Here is a 14,863-nt window from a genome sequence, read left to right as displayed (position 1 = left end):
ACGGGTGGGCGCGAACATGCCAGCGCCGGGGGCTGTTTCCAGCCTGGCGGATTTTGTGAAGAGGCCCGGCACCGAATGGTGCCGGGCCCTCCTCACAACGTCCTGACTACTCCGGACAACGTCCTGACTACTCCGGTGCGCCGCCGAAGCGCTCCTTGTACGACTCCAGGTCCTCGTCCGTGATCTTGGCGAAGAGGACGGGGGGCACGGTGAAGGCCGTACCGGCGGGGACCGCGGTCAGCGCCTTCGCCTCCTCCGCCGATACCCAGGTCGCGGTGTCGTCGGGAAGGGAGAAGGCCGAGCGCATAGCTGCGGCCGACGCCGGGATGAAGGGCTCCGACACCACCGAGTAGAGGTGGATCAGGTTCATCGCCGTACGCAGGGTCAGGGCCGCCCCTTCCGGGTCGGTCTTGATCTCCAGCCAGGGGGCCTTCTCCTCCAGGTAGGAGTTGCCGGCCGACCACAGGGCGCGCAGCGCGGCGGCCGCCTTGCGGAACTGGAGGGCCTCCATCTGGGTCTCGTACTCCGCGAGCAGGCCCGCGATCTCCTCGCCGAGCCGCGTCTCCGCCTCACCGGCAGCCGTGCCCGCCGGTACTTCGTCGCCGAAGCGCTTGCGCGAGAAGGAGAGGACCCGGTTGACGAAGTTGCCCAGCGTGTCCGCCAGGTCCTTGTTCACCGTGGCCGTGAAGTGCTCCCAGGTGAAGGACGAGTCGTCCGACTCGGGGGCGTTGGCGATCAGGAAGTAGCGCCAGTAGTCGGCGGGGAGGATGTCCAGGGCGGCGTCGGTGAAGACACCGCGCTTCTGGGACGTGGAGAACTTTCCGCCGTAGTACGTCAGCCAGTTGAAGGACTTCAGGTAGTCGACCTTCTTCCACGGCTCGCGGACGCCCAGTTCGGTCGCCGGGAACATCACCGAGTGGAAGGGGACGTTGTCCTTGGCCATGAACTCCGTGTAGCGGACCGGGTTCTCGCCGGAGTCGGCGTCGTACCACCAGGACTTCCAGTCCCGGTTCTCCGGGTCGAGGTCCGACCACTCCTTCGTCGCGCCGATGTACTCGATCGGGGCGTCGAACCAGACGTAGAAGACCTTGCCCGCGGCGGCCAGCTCCGGCCAGGTGTCGGCCGGGACCGGGACACCCCAGTCCAGGTCACGGGTGATCGCGCGGTCGTGCAGGCCCTCGGTCAGCCACTTGCGGGCGATGGAGGAGGCGAGCTGCGGCCACTCGTCGCCGACCTCGTCGATCCACGCCTCGACCTCGTGCTGCAGCTTCGACTGGAGGAGGAAGAGGTGCTTGGTCTCCCGGACCTCGAGGTCGGTGGAGCCGCTGATGGCGCTGCGCGGGTTGATCAGGTCGGTCGGGTCCAGGACGCGGGTGCAGTTCTCGCACTGGTCGCCGCGGGCCTTGTCGTAGCCGCAGTGCGGGCAGGTGCCCTCGACGTAGCGGTCCGGGAGGAACCGGCCGTCCGTCGGCGAGTACACCTGACGGATCTCGCGCTCCTCGATGAAGCCGTTCTCGTTCAGGCGGCGCGCGAAGTGCTGGGTGATCTCGCGGTTCTGCGGGCTGGAGCTGCGGCCGAAGTAGTCGAAGGCCAGCGCGAAGCCGTTGTACACCGCCTTCTGCGCGTCGTGCGCCTGCGCGCAGAACTCGTCGACCGGGAGGCCCTGCTCCTTCGCGGCCAGCTCGGCCGGGGTGCCGTGCTCGTCCGTCGCGCAGATGTACAGCACGTCGTGGCCGCGCTGGCGGAGGTACCGGGAGTACACGTCCGCCGGGAGCATGGACCCCACCATGTTGCCCAGGTGCTTGATCCCGTTGATGTACGGAAGGGCGCTGGTGATGAGGTGTCGAGCCATTGCGGGCTGCTCCCAAGTCGGTACGTGGGGTGACGATCGTCGGTTCAGATGGTGACGTCGGTCGTCTTACGAACCTTGAAATCGTATCCGACATGGGTGGGCCGCCCGCCTCCCGTTTAACCGGGTGGGAAGCGGGCGGCCGTTGTGCGGTGCCGGTGAGGGTTACGGGCGCCAGTTCGCCAGTACGCCCTCGTAGATCTCGGCGTCCGTCAGTTCGCGCGGGGTCGGGCCCGCGTGGAAGAAGGCCGTGTTCTCGGTCTTCAGCTTGCGGAGGTAGTCGAAGGCCTTGTTCTCCGTCTCTCCGAAGGCGACGAAGGAGAAGAAGACGGAGGGGTGGCTCTTCGCCGCGTCCGTGAGGGACTGGGTGGCGGGGGTCTTGGCGTCGGGGGCGCCGTCCGTCTGGAAGACGACGAGGGCGGGGGCCGTGGTGTCCGACTTCTGGTAGTGCGTGAGGATTTCCTCCACGGCCGCGTGGTAGCTCGTACGTCCCATGCGGCCGAGGTCCGCGTGGAGCTCGTCGACCTTGTTCTCGTGGTCGGTGAGGGTCAGCTCGCCGGTGCCGTCCAGCTCCGTGGAGAAGAAGACGACGTGGACCGTGGCCTCGGGGTCGAGGTGGGCGGCGAGGGCGAGGGTCTGCTCGCCGAGGGCCTGGGCGGAGCCGTCCTTGTAGTACGGGCGCATGCTCGCGGAGCGGTCGAGGACGAGGTAGACCTTGGCACTCGTGCCGGTGAGCTTCTGCGTTGTGAGAGCTGCGGCTGCCTCGGTGTAGGCGGTGAGGAGGCTTGCGGGTACGTCTGCCTGGGCGGCGGCCGGGGTGAGCTTCTCCGCCTCCGGCTCGGGGGTTTCTTCGGCCTCGGGCCGGGGGGTGGGCACCCGGCCTTCGGCCGGGTCGTTGTTCCCACCCGCACCACCCGTGACAGTCTCGTCGTCGGCTGCGGGTGGCCCCGGTGGGGCCTCATCGCCGTCGGCGGCCGCGGGCTCGTCCGCCTGTGCGGCGGCGGGAGCGGGCTCCTCGGCGACGACCGGCTCGGGCTCGGCAGCGGGCTCGGGCTCAGCCGCGATCTCGGGCTCCGGCTCGGCCTCGGCCACAGTCTCGGGCTCGGCCACGACCTCCGGCTCGGCCACGACCTCCGGCTCGGCCACGACCTCGGCCTCCGGCTCCGCCTCGACCACGCTCGCGGTCTCCGGCTCGGCCACGATCTCGGCCTCGGGCTCCGGCTCGGTTTCGGCCGCAACCTCGGCCTCCGCCTCCGCCTCCGCGACGACCTCCGGCTCCGGCTCGACCACAGCCTCCGCCGCGACCGCGGGCTCGACGACCGGCTCGGGCTCGATCACCGGTGCGGGCGTCTCCGCCTGCTCGGGCTCGATCACCGGCTCCGGCTCCGGGGTCCGTGCCGGCGGAACCGTCACATTGTCGAAGGCCGCTGACACCAGCTCGTCCACGACGGACGGCTTGGGCTCGGTGGCAGGTGCGGGGACCTCCACGGCCGGTGCGGGTTCCGGCTGGAGTTCGGAGGACGGTGCCGGAATCCTCGGCTCGGTCTCCTGTGCGGGGACCCGTTCGGGAGCCGTCGGAGTCGAAACCTCCCGCGAGGTCTCCCCGTCGGCGTCACGACCCTTGCGTGAGCGGCCGAACGCATTCCGCAAGACGGTGAGAATGCCCATGTGCGCAACCCTTCGCGTGAGTTGGTGCCCGTCAATCCCTGGCCAGGACGGACACGTAAGGTTAGCGGTCACAGCTGGTGATCTTTGGCAGGGGCAGAGTACGGGGGCGACAGCCGTCAACACCGCGTCGCCGACGCTACCCGCGTAACCCCAACACCCCTGCGGATCCCATGGGTTCACCCCCCGTTCATCCCGCTGGCCTGTTTCCGCACATACGCACCACCTAGCGTCACGCTGAAACCAAGGGACCGCATGGGGAGAGCAAAAGTGCGCAGACTTCTGCCGTTGATCGGAACGCCCGACTCGCATCCCGGTGGCAGGTCGGCCATGACCTGCCTGTACCGCTGTGGCAACGCCTGTTTCCACGAGATACCGAACACCAGCGACAACGAGTACGTCGGTGACGTCATCGCCACCGCGCTGAGCCGCCGTTCGATGATGCGTGCCGCGGCCGTCGTGACCGTCGCCACCGCGGCGGGCACCGCCGTCATCGGCACCGGCGCCCAGCAGGCGCAGGCGGCCACCGAAGCTGCCGCGACGACTGCCAAGAGCGACAAGGCGGCCCGCGGCCTCCGCTTCACCGCCGTCGCCCCCAACCTCACCGACGCCGTGGTGATCCCCGACGGGTACGCCCAGAACGTCGTGATCCGCTGGGGCGAGCCCATCCTCCGCGGCGCCCCGGCCTTCGACCCGGACAACCAGACCGCCGCGGCACAGGCGGCCCAGTTCGGCTACAACAATGACTTCCTGGCGCTGCTGCCGCTCCCCGGTGAGCGAGGCCGTCAGGTGCTTGTGGCGAACCACGAGTACACGGACGAGGTCCTGATGTTCAAGGCGTACGACGCCGCGAACCCGACCCGTGAGCAGGCCGAGATCGCCTGGGCGGCGCACGGCCTGTCCGTCGTGGTCGTGGAGGAGGACAAGCGGAGCGGCAAGCTGACCGCGGTCCCCCGCCACCACCTCAACCGCCGTGTCACCGCGACCACCGAGTTCAAGGTGACGGGACCGGCCGCCGGCTCGGACCTCCTCAAGACCTCCGCCGACCCGACCGGCAAGAAGGTCCTCGGCACGCTCAACAACTGCGCCGGCGGCGAGACCCCCTGGGGCACGACGCTGCACGGCGAGGAGAACTTCAACCAGTACTTCGCCAACAGCAGCCGCCCCACCGACGCCCGCTACGGCATCGGCACCGGCGCCACCGAGCGCAAGTGGGAGCGTTTCGACAAGCGCTTCGACGTCGCCCAGGAGCCGAACGAGGTCCACCGCTTCGGCTACGTCGTGGAGCTGGACCCGTACGACCCCACCTCCACGCCCCGCAAGCGCACCGCGCTCGGCCGCTTCAAGCACGAGGGCGCCACCGTCCGCCTCACGGACGACGGCCGCCCGGTCCTCTACACCGGTGACGACGAGCGCTTCGACTACTTCTACAAGTTCGTCGGCAGCAAGAAGATGAAGAAGGGCAGCTCCCGCTCCGCCCGCGAGCACAACCTGACCCTCCTCGACGAGGGCACGCTCTACGTCGCCAAGCTCACCGGCGACTCCCCGGTGGCCGAGATCGACGGCACGGGCAAGCTGCCGGCCGACGGCGAGTTCGACGGCGGCGGCGTGTGGATCCCGCTCGCGACCGCCACCGCGAAGGGCGCCGTCTCGCACGTCGAGGGCATGACCGCCGAGGAGGTGTACGTCTTCACGCGCCTCGCCGGTGACAAGGTCGGCGCCACGAAGATGGACCGCCCCGAGGACATCCAGCCCTCCCCGACCACCGGCAAGGTGTACGTCGCCCTGACGAACAACACCAACCGCGGTGTCGGCAGCAACGCCAAGGCCGACGAGGCCAACCCGCGCAACGCCAACAAGCACGGGCACATCCTCGAACTCACCGAGGGCCGCAACCGCCCCGAGAGCCTGACCTTCGCCTGGTCGCTGTTCCTCGTCGCGGGTGACCCGACCGACCCGGCCACCTACTTCGCGGGCTTCCCGAAGGAGAAGGTCAGCCCGATCTCCTGCCCGGACAACGTGGCCTTCGACCCGCACGGCAACCTGTGGATCTCCACCGACGGCAACCAGCTCGGTTCGCACGACGGCCTGTTCGGTGTCGCGACCAAGGGCGACCGGCGCGGTGAGCTGAAGCAGTTCCTGACCGTCCCGACCGGCGCGGAGACCTGCGGCCCGCTCGTCCAGGACCGGCGCGTGCTCGTCGCCGTCCAGCACCCGGGCGAGATCAGCGGCGCGACCGTCGAGAAGCCTGCGAGCATCTGGCCCGACGGCGCCGGCAAGATCGTCCGCCCGGCGGTCGTCTCGGTGTGGCGCAAGGACGGCTGCGACATCGGCGTCTGACAGCAGTAGTAGTGCAGTAGTTACGAGGATGGGGGCGCCCCCTGGCTCAGGGGGCGCCCCCATCCTCGTAACAGGAGATGTCAGTGCGGCGACGTGATCGCCCGTGCCGCCGCGACCTCCTGCCGGAGCGGTTCGAGGACGCTCCCCGACGGCCCGGTGAGATCCGTACGGACCTCGAAGAGCACGTCGGTCTCGCGCAGGCCATCGGACAACTCCCGCAATTGCAGGGTGACCTGGCCGACCTCGGCGGGCGAAGGGCGGGAAGCCCCGTGCCTGATCCGTACCCCGGCCGCCGTCGTCGCGTCGACGATCCGCTCGACGGCGACGACGAGCGGGAGCCAGGCGGCGGCGCGCCGTCCGCCCGGTGGCGGTTCGGTCAGGGCGCGCTGGAACTCCGTACGGATGGCGGAGAGGTCGCGGTAGAGGCGGCGGCGCATCCGGGAGCGGGCGGCGGGGTCGGCGCCGTCGCCGAACGCGTACTCCACGTACCCGGCGGTTTCCGCGACCGCGTCCGCGAGCCGGTCGCCGACCCGGGTGTGCCAGCTCTCCGGCCACAGCAGGTACCCGGCGACGATGGCGATCGCGCACCCCATGAGGGAGTCGACCAGGCGCGGTACGAGGAGTGCCGTGCCCTGGTGGTTGAGGACGTCGGAGAGGAGGAGGATCACCGGGGTGACGGCGGCGGTCTGGTAGCCGTATCCGCGCGGGGTGAACGCGGGGATGAGCGGGGCGAGGACGAGCATCACGGGCACGTCCCACCAGCCGAGCGGTACGACGGCGAGGACGCCGGCCGCGACGACGAGCCCCACGACCGTGCCGAGGGCGCGCAGCAGCGCCCGGGAGAAGACGGAACCGAAGTCGGGCTTCATCACGAAGGTGATGGTGAGGGCGACCCAGTAGGAACGCGGCACCGGGACGATCGAGACGAGGGCCTGCGCGAGGCCGATACACAGGGCGAGGCGCAGGCCGTAGCGCCAGGAGGCGTTGGACAGGACGACGTTGCGTGCGGCGCGTGCGGCGCGGACGCGGAGCGCGGCGGGCCTGCCGAGCCGGTCGTCGACGTTGCCCGCGTTCGGGGCCTGGTCCGTCACCACGTCGGCGGCGTACCGCAGGGCGTGGTCGACGGCGCGCGCGGTCTCGCTCTCGGGCACCGGGAGCTTGAGCCCTATCGGGCCGCTGTAACCGGTCTCCACCGCGTCGGCGAGATGGCGTACGGCGGCGGGGACTTCGGCCGGCAGCGGCTTGCCGTACTGGTGGGCCGCCGGAGCCGCCTCCACGACGGGCGTCACGGCGTTCAACTGGGCCAGCAGGCGCACGAGTTCGGGGCTGCGGCCGTGCTGGAAGGCGCGCCGGGCGAGGACGAGGTCGTAGGACTTGTTGAGGGACTCGGTGACGGCCAGGCGGAGTTCGTCGTACTTCTCGGTGCCGCTCGAGGCGAGCAGATCCGCCACCGTCCGGTAGCTCGCGGCGACCGCGGCCCGCTCGGGCACCCGCGACCGCAGCGGCCAGGCGAGCAGCGCCAGGACGAGCACCAGGAGCCCGCCGCCGGACATCAGCAGCGGCGTGATCCACCACTCGCCCGGCAGTGGAAGTCCGGCGCCGATCACGCAGTTGAGGAGCAGTAGCAGGCCGGACACGGAGGCCACGGCGCCGATCGACGAGATCATCCCGGAGAGGAGCGCGATGACGGTGACCGTGACGACGGTGACCCAGCCGTGCCCGTACACGAGTGAGCCGATGGTGACGCCGATGGCGCCGAAGAGCTGGGGGACGGCGATGTTGAGGATCCGCATGCGGTAGGCGTCGGCGGTGTCGCCGATGACCCCCGACAGGGCGCCCATGGAGGCGAGCGCGCCGTACTCCGGCTGTCCCACGGCGAGGCCGATGACGAGCGGCAGGGTCATCGCGATCGCGGCGCGGGCGACGGCGGCCCAGGGGATGGGAGCCCGCTGCGGTTGGAGGTTCCTGACCAGCCAGTCGGGAGGGGTGAGGCGGCTGATGGGGAACTGGCGGAACATGCCCACAGTATGGCGGGCGGGTCTCCCGCAGCCGTCGCGGCCGTCTCAGCCGCGCTGGTGGAGGGTGAGATCGACGACCAGCGCGCGGTGGTCGGAATCGCTGAGGTCGAGGAAGGTGGCCTTGTTCGCCGAGAAGTCCGCGGAGACCAGGACGTGGTCGATCTGGGCGCCGAGGACCGGGGTGGTCCGGGAGGGCCAGCTGGGGGTGCGGGACTCTCCGGCGAGGCGGGAGCCGTCGCGCAGGCCGGTGTCGAGGATGCGGCGGAACGCGGCGTGGTCCTGGGAGGCGTTGAAGTCCCCGGCCAGGATGGTGGGTTGGTCGCCTGCCGCCGCGTAGTCGCGCAGCTCGCCGAGCTCACGCCGCCAGACGCCGACCTGGCCGGGGAGCGGGGGCATCGGGTGCGCGAGCTGCAGCCGTACGTCGTGTCCCTTTACGTCGGCCACGGCGCCGGGCATGCCCATGGTGGTCCCGGGCAGGCCGTCGGCGCCCTTGAGCGGGAACCGGCTGAGGATCACGGACCCGTCGGATCCGGCGCCCTCGACGGCCTCCCGGTACGGGAACGCGCCGCCGCTCCCGCCGAAGGCGTCCTCCAGCGCGCGGGAGCACGCGTACTCGCACTCCTCCACGAACACGATGGCGGGTTTCTCCCGCTCGACGGCGGCGATGAGCGCGTCGGTCGCCCGCCCGAACTGCACGTTGGAAGTCATCACACGGAGTTCGGCGACGGCCGCCCCGGTCGGCTCGCTGATCTTCCCGTACGGGTCCATGTACCAGATGAGGCCGAAGACAACGGCCATGCCCCACACCATCCCGGTCCGCCAGAGGGCGAGCGCCGAGATCGCGAGTCCCAGCCCAGCGGGCGCGAGCAGCCAGGGCAGGAACGCGAGCAGCTGCGGCACGGGAGTGATCCCGTCGCTGTCGCCCACCCGGAACCCGAGGACCACACTCACCGCGGCCAGCAGCGACCCCGCGAACCAGAGGCGCCCGCGCCGCCGCGGCGTGACACTCTCCCACTCCGGAGCAGACCACCCCGCCGGCGCAGTATCCAAGTCCTGGTCCCGGCCTTCCGTTCGTCCGCATGGGGTGTCGGAATTCTCCCCTGAGGACCCTAAGGACGGGGTGAGGCGGTGGAGGGTTGCCCTGTGAACGGGAGGACCGTGGACGCTACTTCGTCGTCGACGGGCGTCCTGCCGTCGCCAGGGCCCAGATCACGAACACCGCGATGGCGATGGAGATGATCGACCAGAAGGGGGCGTAGGGCAGGAACATGAAGTACTCGATCATGGACAGGGCGGCGAGGCCGATGCCGACGCCGCGGGCCCAGTCCATGCCCTGGAGGATGCCCCAGCCGGTGATGGCGACGAGGACGCCGATGACGAGGTGGATCCAGCCCCAGGTGGTGAGGTTGAACTCGTACACATAGCTGCCGAGGCGTGTGTAGACGTCGTCGGCCGCGATGCCCGCGATGCCGTTGAGCACGCTCAGGATGCCGGTGACCATCATCAGGACACCGGCGAAGACGGTGCCGCCGGAGGCCCAGTCGGAGCCTCCGGTCGAGGCCGTGCGGTGCTTGGGGTCGACGGGCGGCGCGGCGTGGTCGGTCATGGGGTCTCCTCGGGGCGGGCCTGGAGTTCCCTCGCAGGTTCGCCCCGGGGGGCGGGGGCTCGCATCAGGGGTGGGCCGAACGGGTGAGCCGCCGCTTCGGGCGTCGCCGTGTCAGCCGTCCATCGGTGTCAGCCGTCCAGCCGTGTCAGCCGTCCAGCCGTGCCAGGAAGCCCGCCAGTGCCTCGTTGAACTCTTCCGGGCGCTCCAGGTTCGGCATGTGCGCCGCCGAGTCGATCACCTGGAGCGTGGAGTCGGGGAGCGCCGCGTGCATCGCCTCCGCGTCGGAGACCGGTGTGAACTCGTCGTCGGCGCCCACGACCACGAGGGCCGGGACCGTGACCCCGGTCAGCAGTGAGCGGTAGTCGGGGCGTTCCGCGCGGCCGCGCAGGGCCGCCGCCGCGCCCTCGGGTGAGGTTGCGGTCATCATGCGGTGCACGTGCGCCGCGACCTCCGCGTCCGCGTACGGCGCGACCATCTTGCGCAGCACCTCGTCGGCGTATCCGCGCATCCCCTCGCGCAGCAGCCGGTCCGCCATCGCGTTCCGCGTCTTCTTGCCCTCCGGCGTCTCGGCGGCCGGGAAGGTGTCCGCGAGGACCAGACCCCGGATGCGCTCGGGGAACTGCCGGTAGCACTCCATGACGATCTGCCCGCCCATCGAAAGACCGGCGAGGACGAACTCCTCGACGCCCAGGTCGTCGAGGAGCGCCGCGATGTCCTCGGCGAACGTGGAGAGCGGGGTGACGCCGGGCACCACCGGGGACGCGCCGTAGCCGCGCAGGTCGGGGGCGACGACCCGCCGGGAGGGGGCGAACGCGGTGATCTGCGGGGCCCACATCGTGCGGTCGAAGGGGTGGCCGTGGATGAGGACGAGGGGGAGCGCCGTGGAGTCGGCGTCGCCTTCGTCCGCGTGGGCGAGGTACGAGGAGTCGTGGGGCGGGACTTCGGATGCCATGGTCACGACCCTAGACACACCAACTCCCCAGTGCAATAAGGTCTTTGGTCTAGTGCAATGAGAGGGGTGTGGGTGCGGTCAGGCCCGGACCCGCGACGCTCCTTCCACCGGAGCTTCCGCGGGCACCTCCTCCGTGCCCGCCCGCCGGTGCCGTGCGTACGCGCCCGTGAGCAGTGCGGCGGCGGCCACGGTGACGCCGAGTGCGAGGAGCAGCCAGCAGGCCAGGCGGAGCGTGGACGTGAGGGCGTCGTACACCGCGCCCGCCGCCGTGGGGGAGACGCCGGGCGGCAGGTCGGCGAGGGTGAGCCGGCGGCCGACGGCGATCGCCACGCCGAGCAGCGCGGCGCCCAGCGCGGTGCCGAGCCCTGTCGAGAGCACCGCGCGGCGGCGGCACACCGCGACGAGGATCCCGGCGAGGGTGAGGACGACCGAGGCGGCCGGCAGCCAGAACGCGGCGACTTCGAGCACGTGGAAACCCTTCCGGAGCCGGGTCAGATCCTCGGCCGCGAGCACCGTGAGCCGGGTGTGCTCGACGGGGATACGGTTCGCCAACGGCATGTGGTCGTCGGCGAGTTGGCGCTTCACGCGCTCGGTGACGGTCGCGAGGTCGACGGTCACCGGGCCCTCGCTGTCGTCGCGCAGCGCCCGCATCAGGGCGTCGTGCGCGGCGATGTTCGCGGCCTCCCAGGCCGTGCGGTACGCCTCGGTCTGCGTGAACGAGCGCACCGCGTCCCGCACGAAGGAGTTCACCGGACCCTGCATCCGCGGCCGTACGTGGACCTCCCGCATGATCCCGTCCGTGACCCCGGCCGCGATCGCGTCCCGTACGTCCGCGTCGGCGGCCAGCGGCGCCATCGTGGCCTCGTAACGGGCCGTGTCGCCGATCCCGTACAGCGCCCAGGCCGAGAGCGCGCCCAGCGGCGTGAGCAGGCAGGCGAGGACGATCAGCGCGGCCGAAAGGGCGCTGCGGGCACGGTGGGACACCCCACCAGGCAAGGCCTCGGGGGCGCCTCGCGCGAGCGGTTTGGCTGCAAATGGGCGCATATGACAAGCCGTACGGGGGCCAGGGACCCCGGTATGGGATCACCGCGCGCCCGGCACCCGCCCACAGCCCAGTAACCGCACGGCCCGCACGCTCTCCGGTGGAGGCCTCACCCGAACGGGTGTTACCTGGTTCTGGGGAAAAGGAGGCCGATATGCGCACCACCCCGGCCCTGCGGACCCTTGCCGTGGCCCTGTTCACCGGCGGCGTCATCACCGTCGCCGTGGCGGGCACCTCGGCGGCGGCGGTCCCGTCGGCTCACACCTCCGGTGGCGGCGGCTCGGACAGTCCCATATGGGGCACCGTCGTCTCCCGAGGCGATCTGAACGTACGACAGCAGCCCAACGCGAACTCGTCCCTGGTCGACAGGCTCTCGCCGGGCAGTCAGGACCGCGTCCTGTGCGCGGTGCAGGGACAGAGCATCTTCGGCAACACGGACTGGTACTGGCTCGTCGGGGCGCAGGGATGGGCAAGCGCCGCCTTCGTGGACACCGGCAGGCAGTGGGTGCCCAGCTGTCAGGACCCGTGCCCCGGCTGGAAGGACGGGGCCTGGGACGACGACAACTGGAAGAACGGCGACAACAGCTGGAACAACGACAGCAACAGGAACAGCGGCTGGAACAACGGTGACTCCGACTGGAGTTCGTCCAGTTCGTCCAGTTCAGGTTCCTGGAGTTTCAGCGTCTCCGGCTCGTGGAGCTTCAGCGCTTCCGGCTCCTCTTCGAGCTCCTGGGACTGGATCCCAGGGGGCAGGTGAGTGAGGGACAAACACGAGGCCCCGGCTGCTGCGCCGGGGCCTCGTGTGTGCCGTACGTCGGGGGTCGGCGGGTCAGTTCACCCGGTGACCCTCGGCGTCCTCGTGGGTGTAGTAGCGGTAGAAGAGCACCACGTACACGCTCGCCGCGACCGCGAGGGACATGAGCACGGACCGCAGGATGGTCGCGCCGGTCTGGCTGTAGATGAAACCGAACGCGATACCCGCGAACGCCATCCACATCAGCGCGTGCAGCTCGCGCCTCATCAGCGGAGCCATCATGCGTACGCCGATCCAGGCCGCGGCGAACGCGATCGCGCACACGAACCCGAACAGCACGTTCCAGCCCGTGATCGCGCCGGTGTCGCGGTTGATGGCCGCCGCCCAGAAGCCGTAGATGAGCCCGCCGACCACGGGCATCGCCCATTTCACGATGCTCGCGGCCCGCGGGCCCATGAGGTCGTACAGGAAGCCGGGCTGATCCGCTCCGGATGTACGTGGCCGGGAACGCGGTGTCCCTGACGCCGGTGATGCGGGTGCTGCCTGAGCCATGGGAGCACTCCTCTCTCTCCTCGCCCCTGCCTCCAGGGCACACCTCGCCCGGGCGGCTGGCAAGTCGGGATGCGGTGGTCGGGGCAGCGTGTTTCGCTGGGCTTCATGAAGCTCGTACTCTTCGGCGCCACCGGCATGGTCGGCAGCCGTATCGCCACGGAGGCGTCGGCACGCGGACACCAGGTCATCGCCGTGAGCCGGTCCGGGCAGTCCCCGGTCCCCGGTGTCATCACGGCGGCGGCGGACGTCTCGGACCCGGCGAAGGTGACGGAGCTGGCGGCGGGCGCGGACGCGGTGGCGTCCGCGTGCGCGCCGCCCAGGGACGGCACGGATCCCCGCGGCCCCTACCTCGCACTGACCCAGTCGCTGGTGGAGGGCGTCCGGGCGGCCGGTGTACGGCGGCTCGTGGTCGCCGGTGGCGCGGGCAGCCTGGAGGTCGCCCCGGGGCAGGCGGCGGCGGACCAGCCCGGCTTCCCCGAGGCCTACCTCCCCGAGGCCCTCGCCCAGCGCGACGCCCTCACCTACTACCGTGGCCTCGACGACGGCCTCGACTGGACCTACGTCTCGCCCGCCGCGGCGATCGCCCCCGGCCAACGCACGGGCCGCTTCCGCATCGGCGGCGACCAGCTGCTCACCGACGAGCACGGCAACAGCCGGATCAGCGCCGAGGACTACGCGGTCGCCTTCGTCGACGAGCTGGAGAAGGACGCCCATCCGCGCGCCCGTATGTCGGTCGCGTACTGACGGGCGCGAGGAAGAGACGGAAGGGCGAGGTGGGCGGCCGGCGGACCGTCATCGAGCAACTGCCTCCCGCCGGACGGACGGACCCGGTCCAGCGGCAGAGGATCCTGCGGCTGCGCGGCCACAGCGTGGCCTGGGTGCCGCCGCTGCTGCTCCTCATCGGCATCACGCTCGCCGACGCGAACACCTCCGGCGAGTTCCGGATCATCTCCTGGATCGTGCTCGTGCCGGGTATCGCGGCGGCGATCTGCGGGGTGTGGGGCACCGGGGCGTTCGCCGTGCTCTCGCTGCTCACCTACTTCGCCGTGGACACCTCCTGGCCGCACCAGTACCAGACCGGCCTGCCCGACTTCATCCTCGTCGCGGTGGGCGGCATCCTCGCCACGCTGGCCTGCGCGGTCCGGGTCCGCGGCGAACAGCGGATGCTGCACATGAAGGACGTCGCCGAGACCACCCGGCGCACCCTGCTGCGCCCGCTGGCGCCGGGCTGGGGCGGCCTCGACCACGCGGCCGTGTACCTCGCCGCCGACAGCGAGGCCCGCGTCGGCGGCGACTTCTACGACATCCAGCCGGGCCTTCACGGCACCCGCGTCCTCCTCGGCGACGTCCAGGGCAAGGGGCTCTCGGCGGTGGAGGCGGCGGCCGCGCTGCTTGGCACCTTCCGCGAGTCGGCGTACCACGAGCCCCGCCTGCGCACCGTCTCCGACCGCCTGGAGACCCGCATGCTCCGGCACGTCCACTACTGCGCCTCGCTCGGCTACGACGACGACGACCGCTTCGCGACGGCGATCCTGGTCGGCTTTCCCAGGACCGAGTGGCGCGGCCCGACCCGGCGGGACGGTACGAGCGAGCCGGAGCCCGAGGCTCCGGTTCTGCCGGTCTCCCCCGGCACCGTCGAGGTCATCAACTTCGGCCACGAACCGCCGCTCGTGATCTCCCACGGCGGGGTGCGTTCGCTGCCGCCCGGCGACGGACTCCCGCTCGGGCTCAGCGAGTTGACGTACCATCCGCCGCCGCTGATCACCGTCCCGCTCGCCCCCGGCGAGACCCTGCTCCTCGTCACGGACGGGGTGACCGAGGCCCGCGACTCCGCCGATGTCTTCTACCCGCTCCGCGACAGCGTGGCCCGCGCCGCTGCCGAGGACCCGGACATCGCCGATCCGCAGCGCCTCGTGCAGTTCGTCCGCGACGCCACCCTGCGGCACTGCGGCGGCCGCCTCGCCGACGACACGACGATCTTCGCCGTACGACGTCGGCTGCCACCCCCGGGCGAGGTACAAGCCCCGTCATAGCCGGGCGTTTGCACTCCTGCCGCCCCCCTTTGCAGGCGCAGCGGTTACGGTG

General features: G+C 70.9%; 12 protein-coding genes. 4 read left to right on the top strand and 8 right to left on the bottom strand.

Translation table 11 applies throughout. The features are described from left to right. Positions 1-127 precede the first annotated feature (127 nt). Both metG and OG266_RS21605 read right to left on the bottom strand, forming a co-directional pair. Positions 128-1,852 (bottom strand): methionine--tRNA ligase, encoded by a 1,725-nt coding sequence (metG, locus tag OG266_RS21610; protein WP_371547874.1) that lies wholly within the window; start codon positions 1,850-1,852, stop codon positions 128-130. 162 nt (positions 1,853-2,014) lie between these two features. Then, a complete protein-coding gene (locus tag OG266_RS21605; protein ID WP_371547873.1) occupies positions 2,015-3,517 on the bottom strand; it encodes a VWA domain-containing protein in 1,503 nt (500 codons plus the stop codon). A 267-nt stretch (positions 3,518-3,784) separates the two neighbouring features. On the opposite strand from OG266_RS21605, the gene OG266_RS21600 reads away from it, so the two are divergent. Beyond that, a complete protein-coding gene (locus tag OG266_RS21600) occupies positions 3,785-5,854 on the top strand; it encodes a PhoX family phosphatase (RefSeq protein ID WP_371547872.1) in 2,070 nt (689 codons plus the stop codon). Between the two features lie 80 nt (positions 5,855-5,934). Here the strand turns inward: OG266_RS21600 and OG266_RS21595 are convergent, their stop codons facing one another. From OG266_RS21595 to OG266_RS21575, 5 genes are all read right to left on the bottom strand, one after another. Then, complete coding sequence (locus OG266_RS21595) at positions 5,935-7,872, bottom strand: FUSC family protein (RefSeq protein WP_371547871.1); 1,938 nt, start codon at positions 7,870-7,872, stop codon at positions 5,935-5,937. 45 nt (positions 7,873-7,917) lie between these two features. After that, positions 7,918-8,922, bottom strand: a complete 1,005-nt coding sequence (locus tag OG266_RS21590) for an endonuclease/exonuclease/phosphatase family protein (protein WP_371547870.1) — start codon at positions 8,920-8,922, stop codon at positions 7,918-7,920. 115 nt (positions 8,923-9,037) lie between these two features. Beyond that, the gene (locus OG266_RS21585; protein WP_266458056.1) at positions 9,038-9,478 is read right to left on the bottom strand and encodes a hypothetical protein; all 441 of its coding nucleotides are present in this window, start codon (positions 9,476-9,478) and stop codon (positions 9,038-9,040) included. 145 nt (positions 9,479-9,623) lie between these two features. Beyond that, the gene (locus OG266_RS21580) at positions 9,624-10,430 is read right to left on the bottom strand and encodes an alpha/beta fold hydrolase (RefSeq protein WP_371547869.1); all 807 of its coding nucleotides are present in this window, start codon (positions 10,428-10,430) and stop codon (positions 9,624-9,626) included. Between the two features lie 78 nt (positions 10,431-10,508). Then, complete coding sequence (locus OG266_RS21575) at positions 10,509-11,414, bottom strand: hypothetical protein (RefSeq protein WP_266458050.1); 906 nt, start codon at positions 11,412-11,414, stop codon at positions 10,509-10,511. 212 nt (positions 11,415-11,626) lie between these two features. On the opposite strand from OG266_RS21575, the gene OG266_RS21570 reads away from it, so the two are divergent. After that, the gene (locus OG266_RS21570; RefSeq protein WP_266458047.1) at positions 11,627-12,229 is read left to right on the top strand and encodes an SH3 domain-containing protein; all 603 of its coding nucleotides are present in this window, start codon (positions 11,627-11,629) and stop codon (positions 12,227-12,229) included. Positions 12,230-12,301: 72 nt separating this feature from the next. Here the strand turns inward: OG266_RS21570 and OG266_RS21565 are convergent, their stop codons facing one another. Beyond that, positions 12,302-12,778, bottom strand: coding sequence for a hypothetical protein (locus tag OG266_RS21565; RefSeq protein ID WP_266458043.1), 477 nt, complete (start codon positions 12,776-12,778; stop codon positions 12,302-12,304). A 105-nt stretch (positions 12,779-12,883) separates the two neighbouring features. Here OG266_RS21565 and OG266_RS21560 point away from each other — a divergent pair, with 105 nt between their 5' ends. Both OG266_RS21560 and OG266_RS21555 read left to right on the top strand, forming a co-directional pair. Continuing rightward, positions 12,884-13,522: an NAD(P)-dependent oxidoreductase gene (locus tag OG266_RS21560; protein WP_371547868.1), complete on the top strand. Its 639-nt coding sequence runs from the start codon at positions 12,884-12,886 to the stop codon at positions 13,520-13,522. A gap of 29 nt (positions 13,523-13,551) precedes the next feature. Then, the gene (locus OG266_RS21555) at positions 13,552-14,811 is read left to right on the top strand and encodes a PP2C family protein-serine/threonine phosphatase (protein ID WP_266458039.1); all 1,260 of its coding nucleotides are present in this window, start codon (positions 13,552-13,554) and stop codon (positions 14,809-14,811) included. The last annotated feature ends 52 nt before the right edge of the window (positions 14,812-14,863 follow it).

Origin of the sequence: Streptomyces sp. NBC_00554 (assembly GCF_041431135.1) — a bacterium.
Lineage (GTDB): Bacteria > Actinomycetota > Actinomycetes > Streptomycetales > Streptomycetaceae > Streptomyces.
This window is presented reverse-complemented; position numbering and strand designations above follow the sequence as displayed.

Bases quoted from the DNA above. Each gene is read 5' to 3' on its own strand.
- OG266_RS21580 (WP_371547869.1), bottom strand. From the start codon at position 10,430: ATGGCATCCGAAGTCCCGCCCCACGACTCCTCGTACCTCGCCCACGCG.
- OG266_RS21585 (WP_266458056.1), bottom strand. From the start codon at position 9,478: ATGACCGACCACGCCGCGCCGCCCGTCGACCCCAAGCACCGCACGGCC.
- metG (WP_371547874.1), bottom strand. From the start codon at position 1,852: ATGGCTCGACACCTCATCACCAGCGCCCTTCCGTACATCAACGGGATC.
- OG266_RS21560 (WP_371547868.1), top strand. From the start codon at position 12,884: ATGAAGCTCGTACTCTTCGGCGCCACCGGCATGGTCGGCAGCCGTATC.
- OG266_RS21570 (WP_266458047.1), top strand. From the start codon at position 11,627: ATGCGCACCACCCCGGCCCTGCGGACCCTTGCCGTGGCCCTGTTCACC.
- OG266_RS21605 (WP_371547873.1), bottom strand. From the start codon at position 3,517: ATGGGCATTCTCACCGTCTTGCGGAATGCGTTCGGCCGCTCACGCAAG.
- OG266_RS21565 (WP_266458043.1), bottom strand. From the start codon at position 12,778: ATGGCTCAGGCAGCACCCGCATCACCGGCGTCAGGGACACCGCGTTCC.
- OG266_RS21595 (WP_371547871.1), bottom strand. From the start codon at position 7,872: ATGTTCCGCCAGTTCCCCATCAGCCGCCTCACCCCTCCCGACTGGCTG.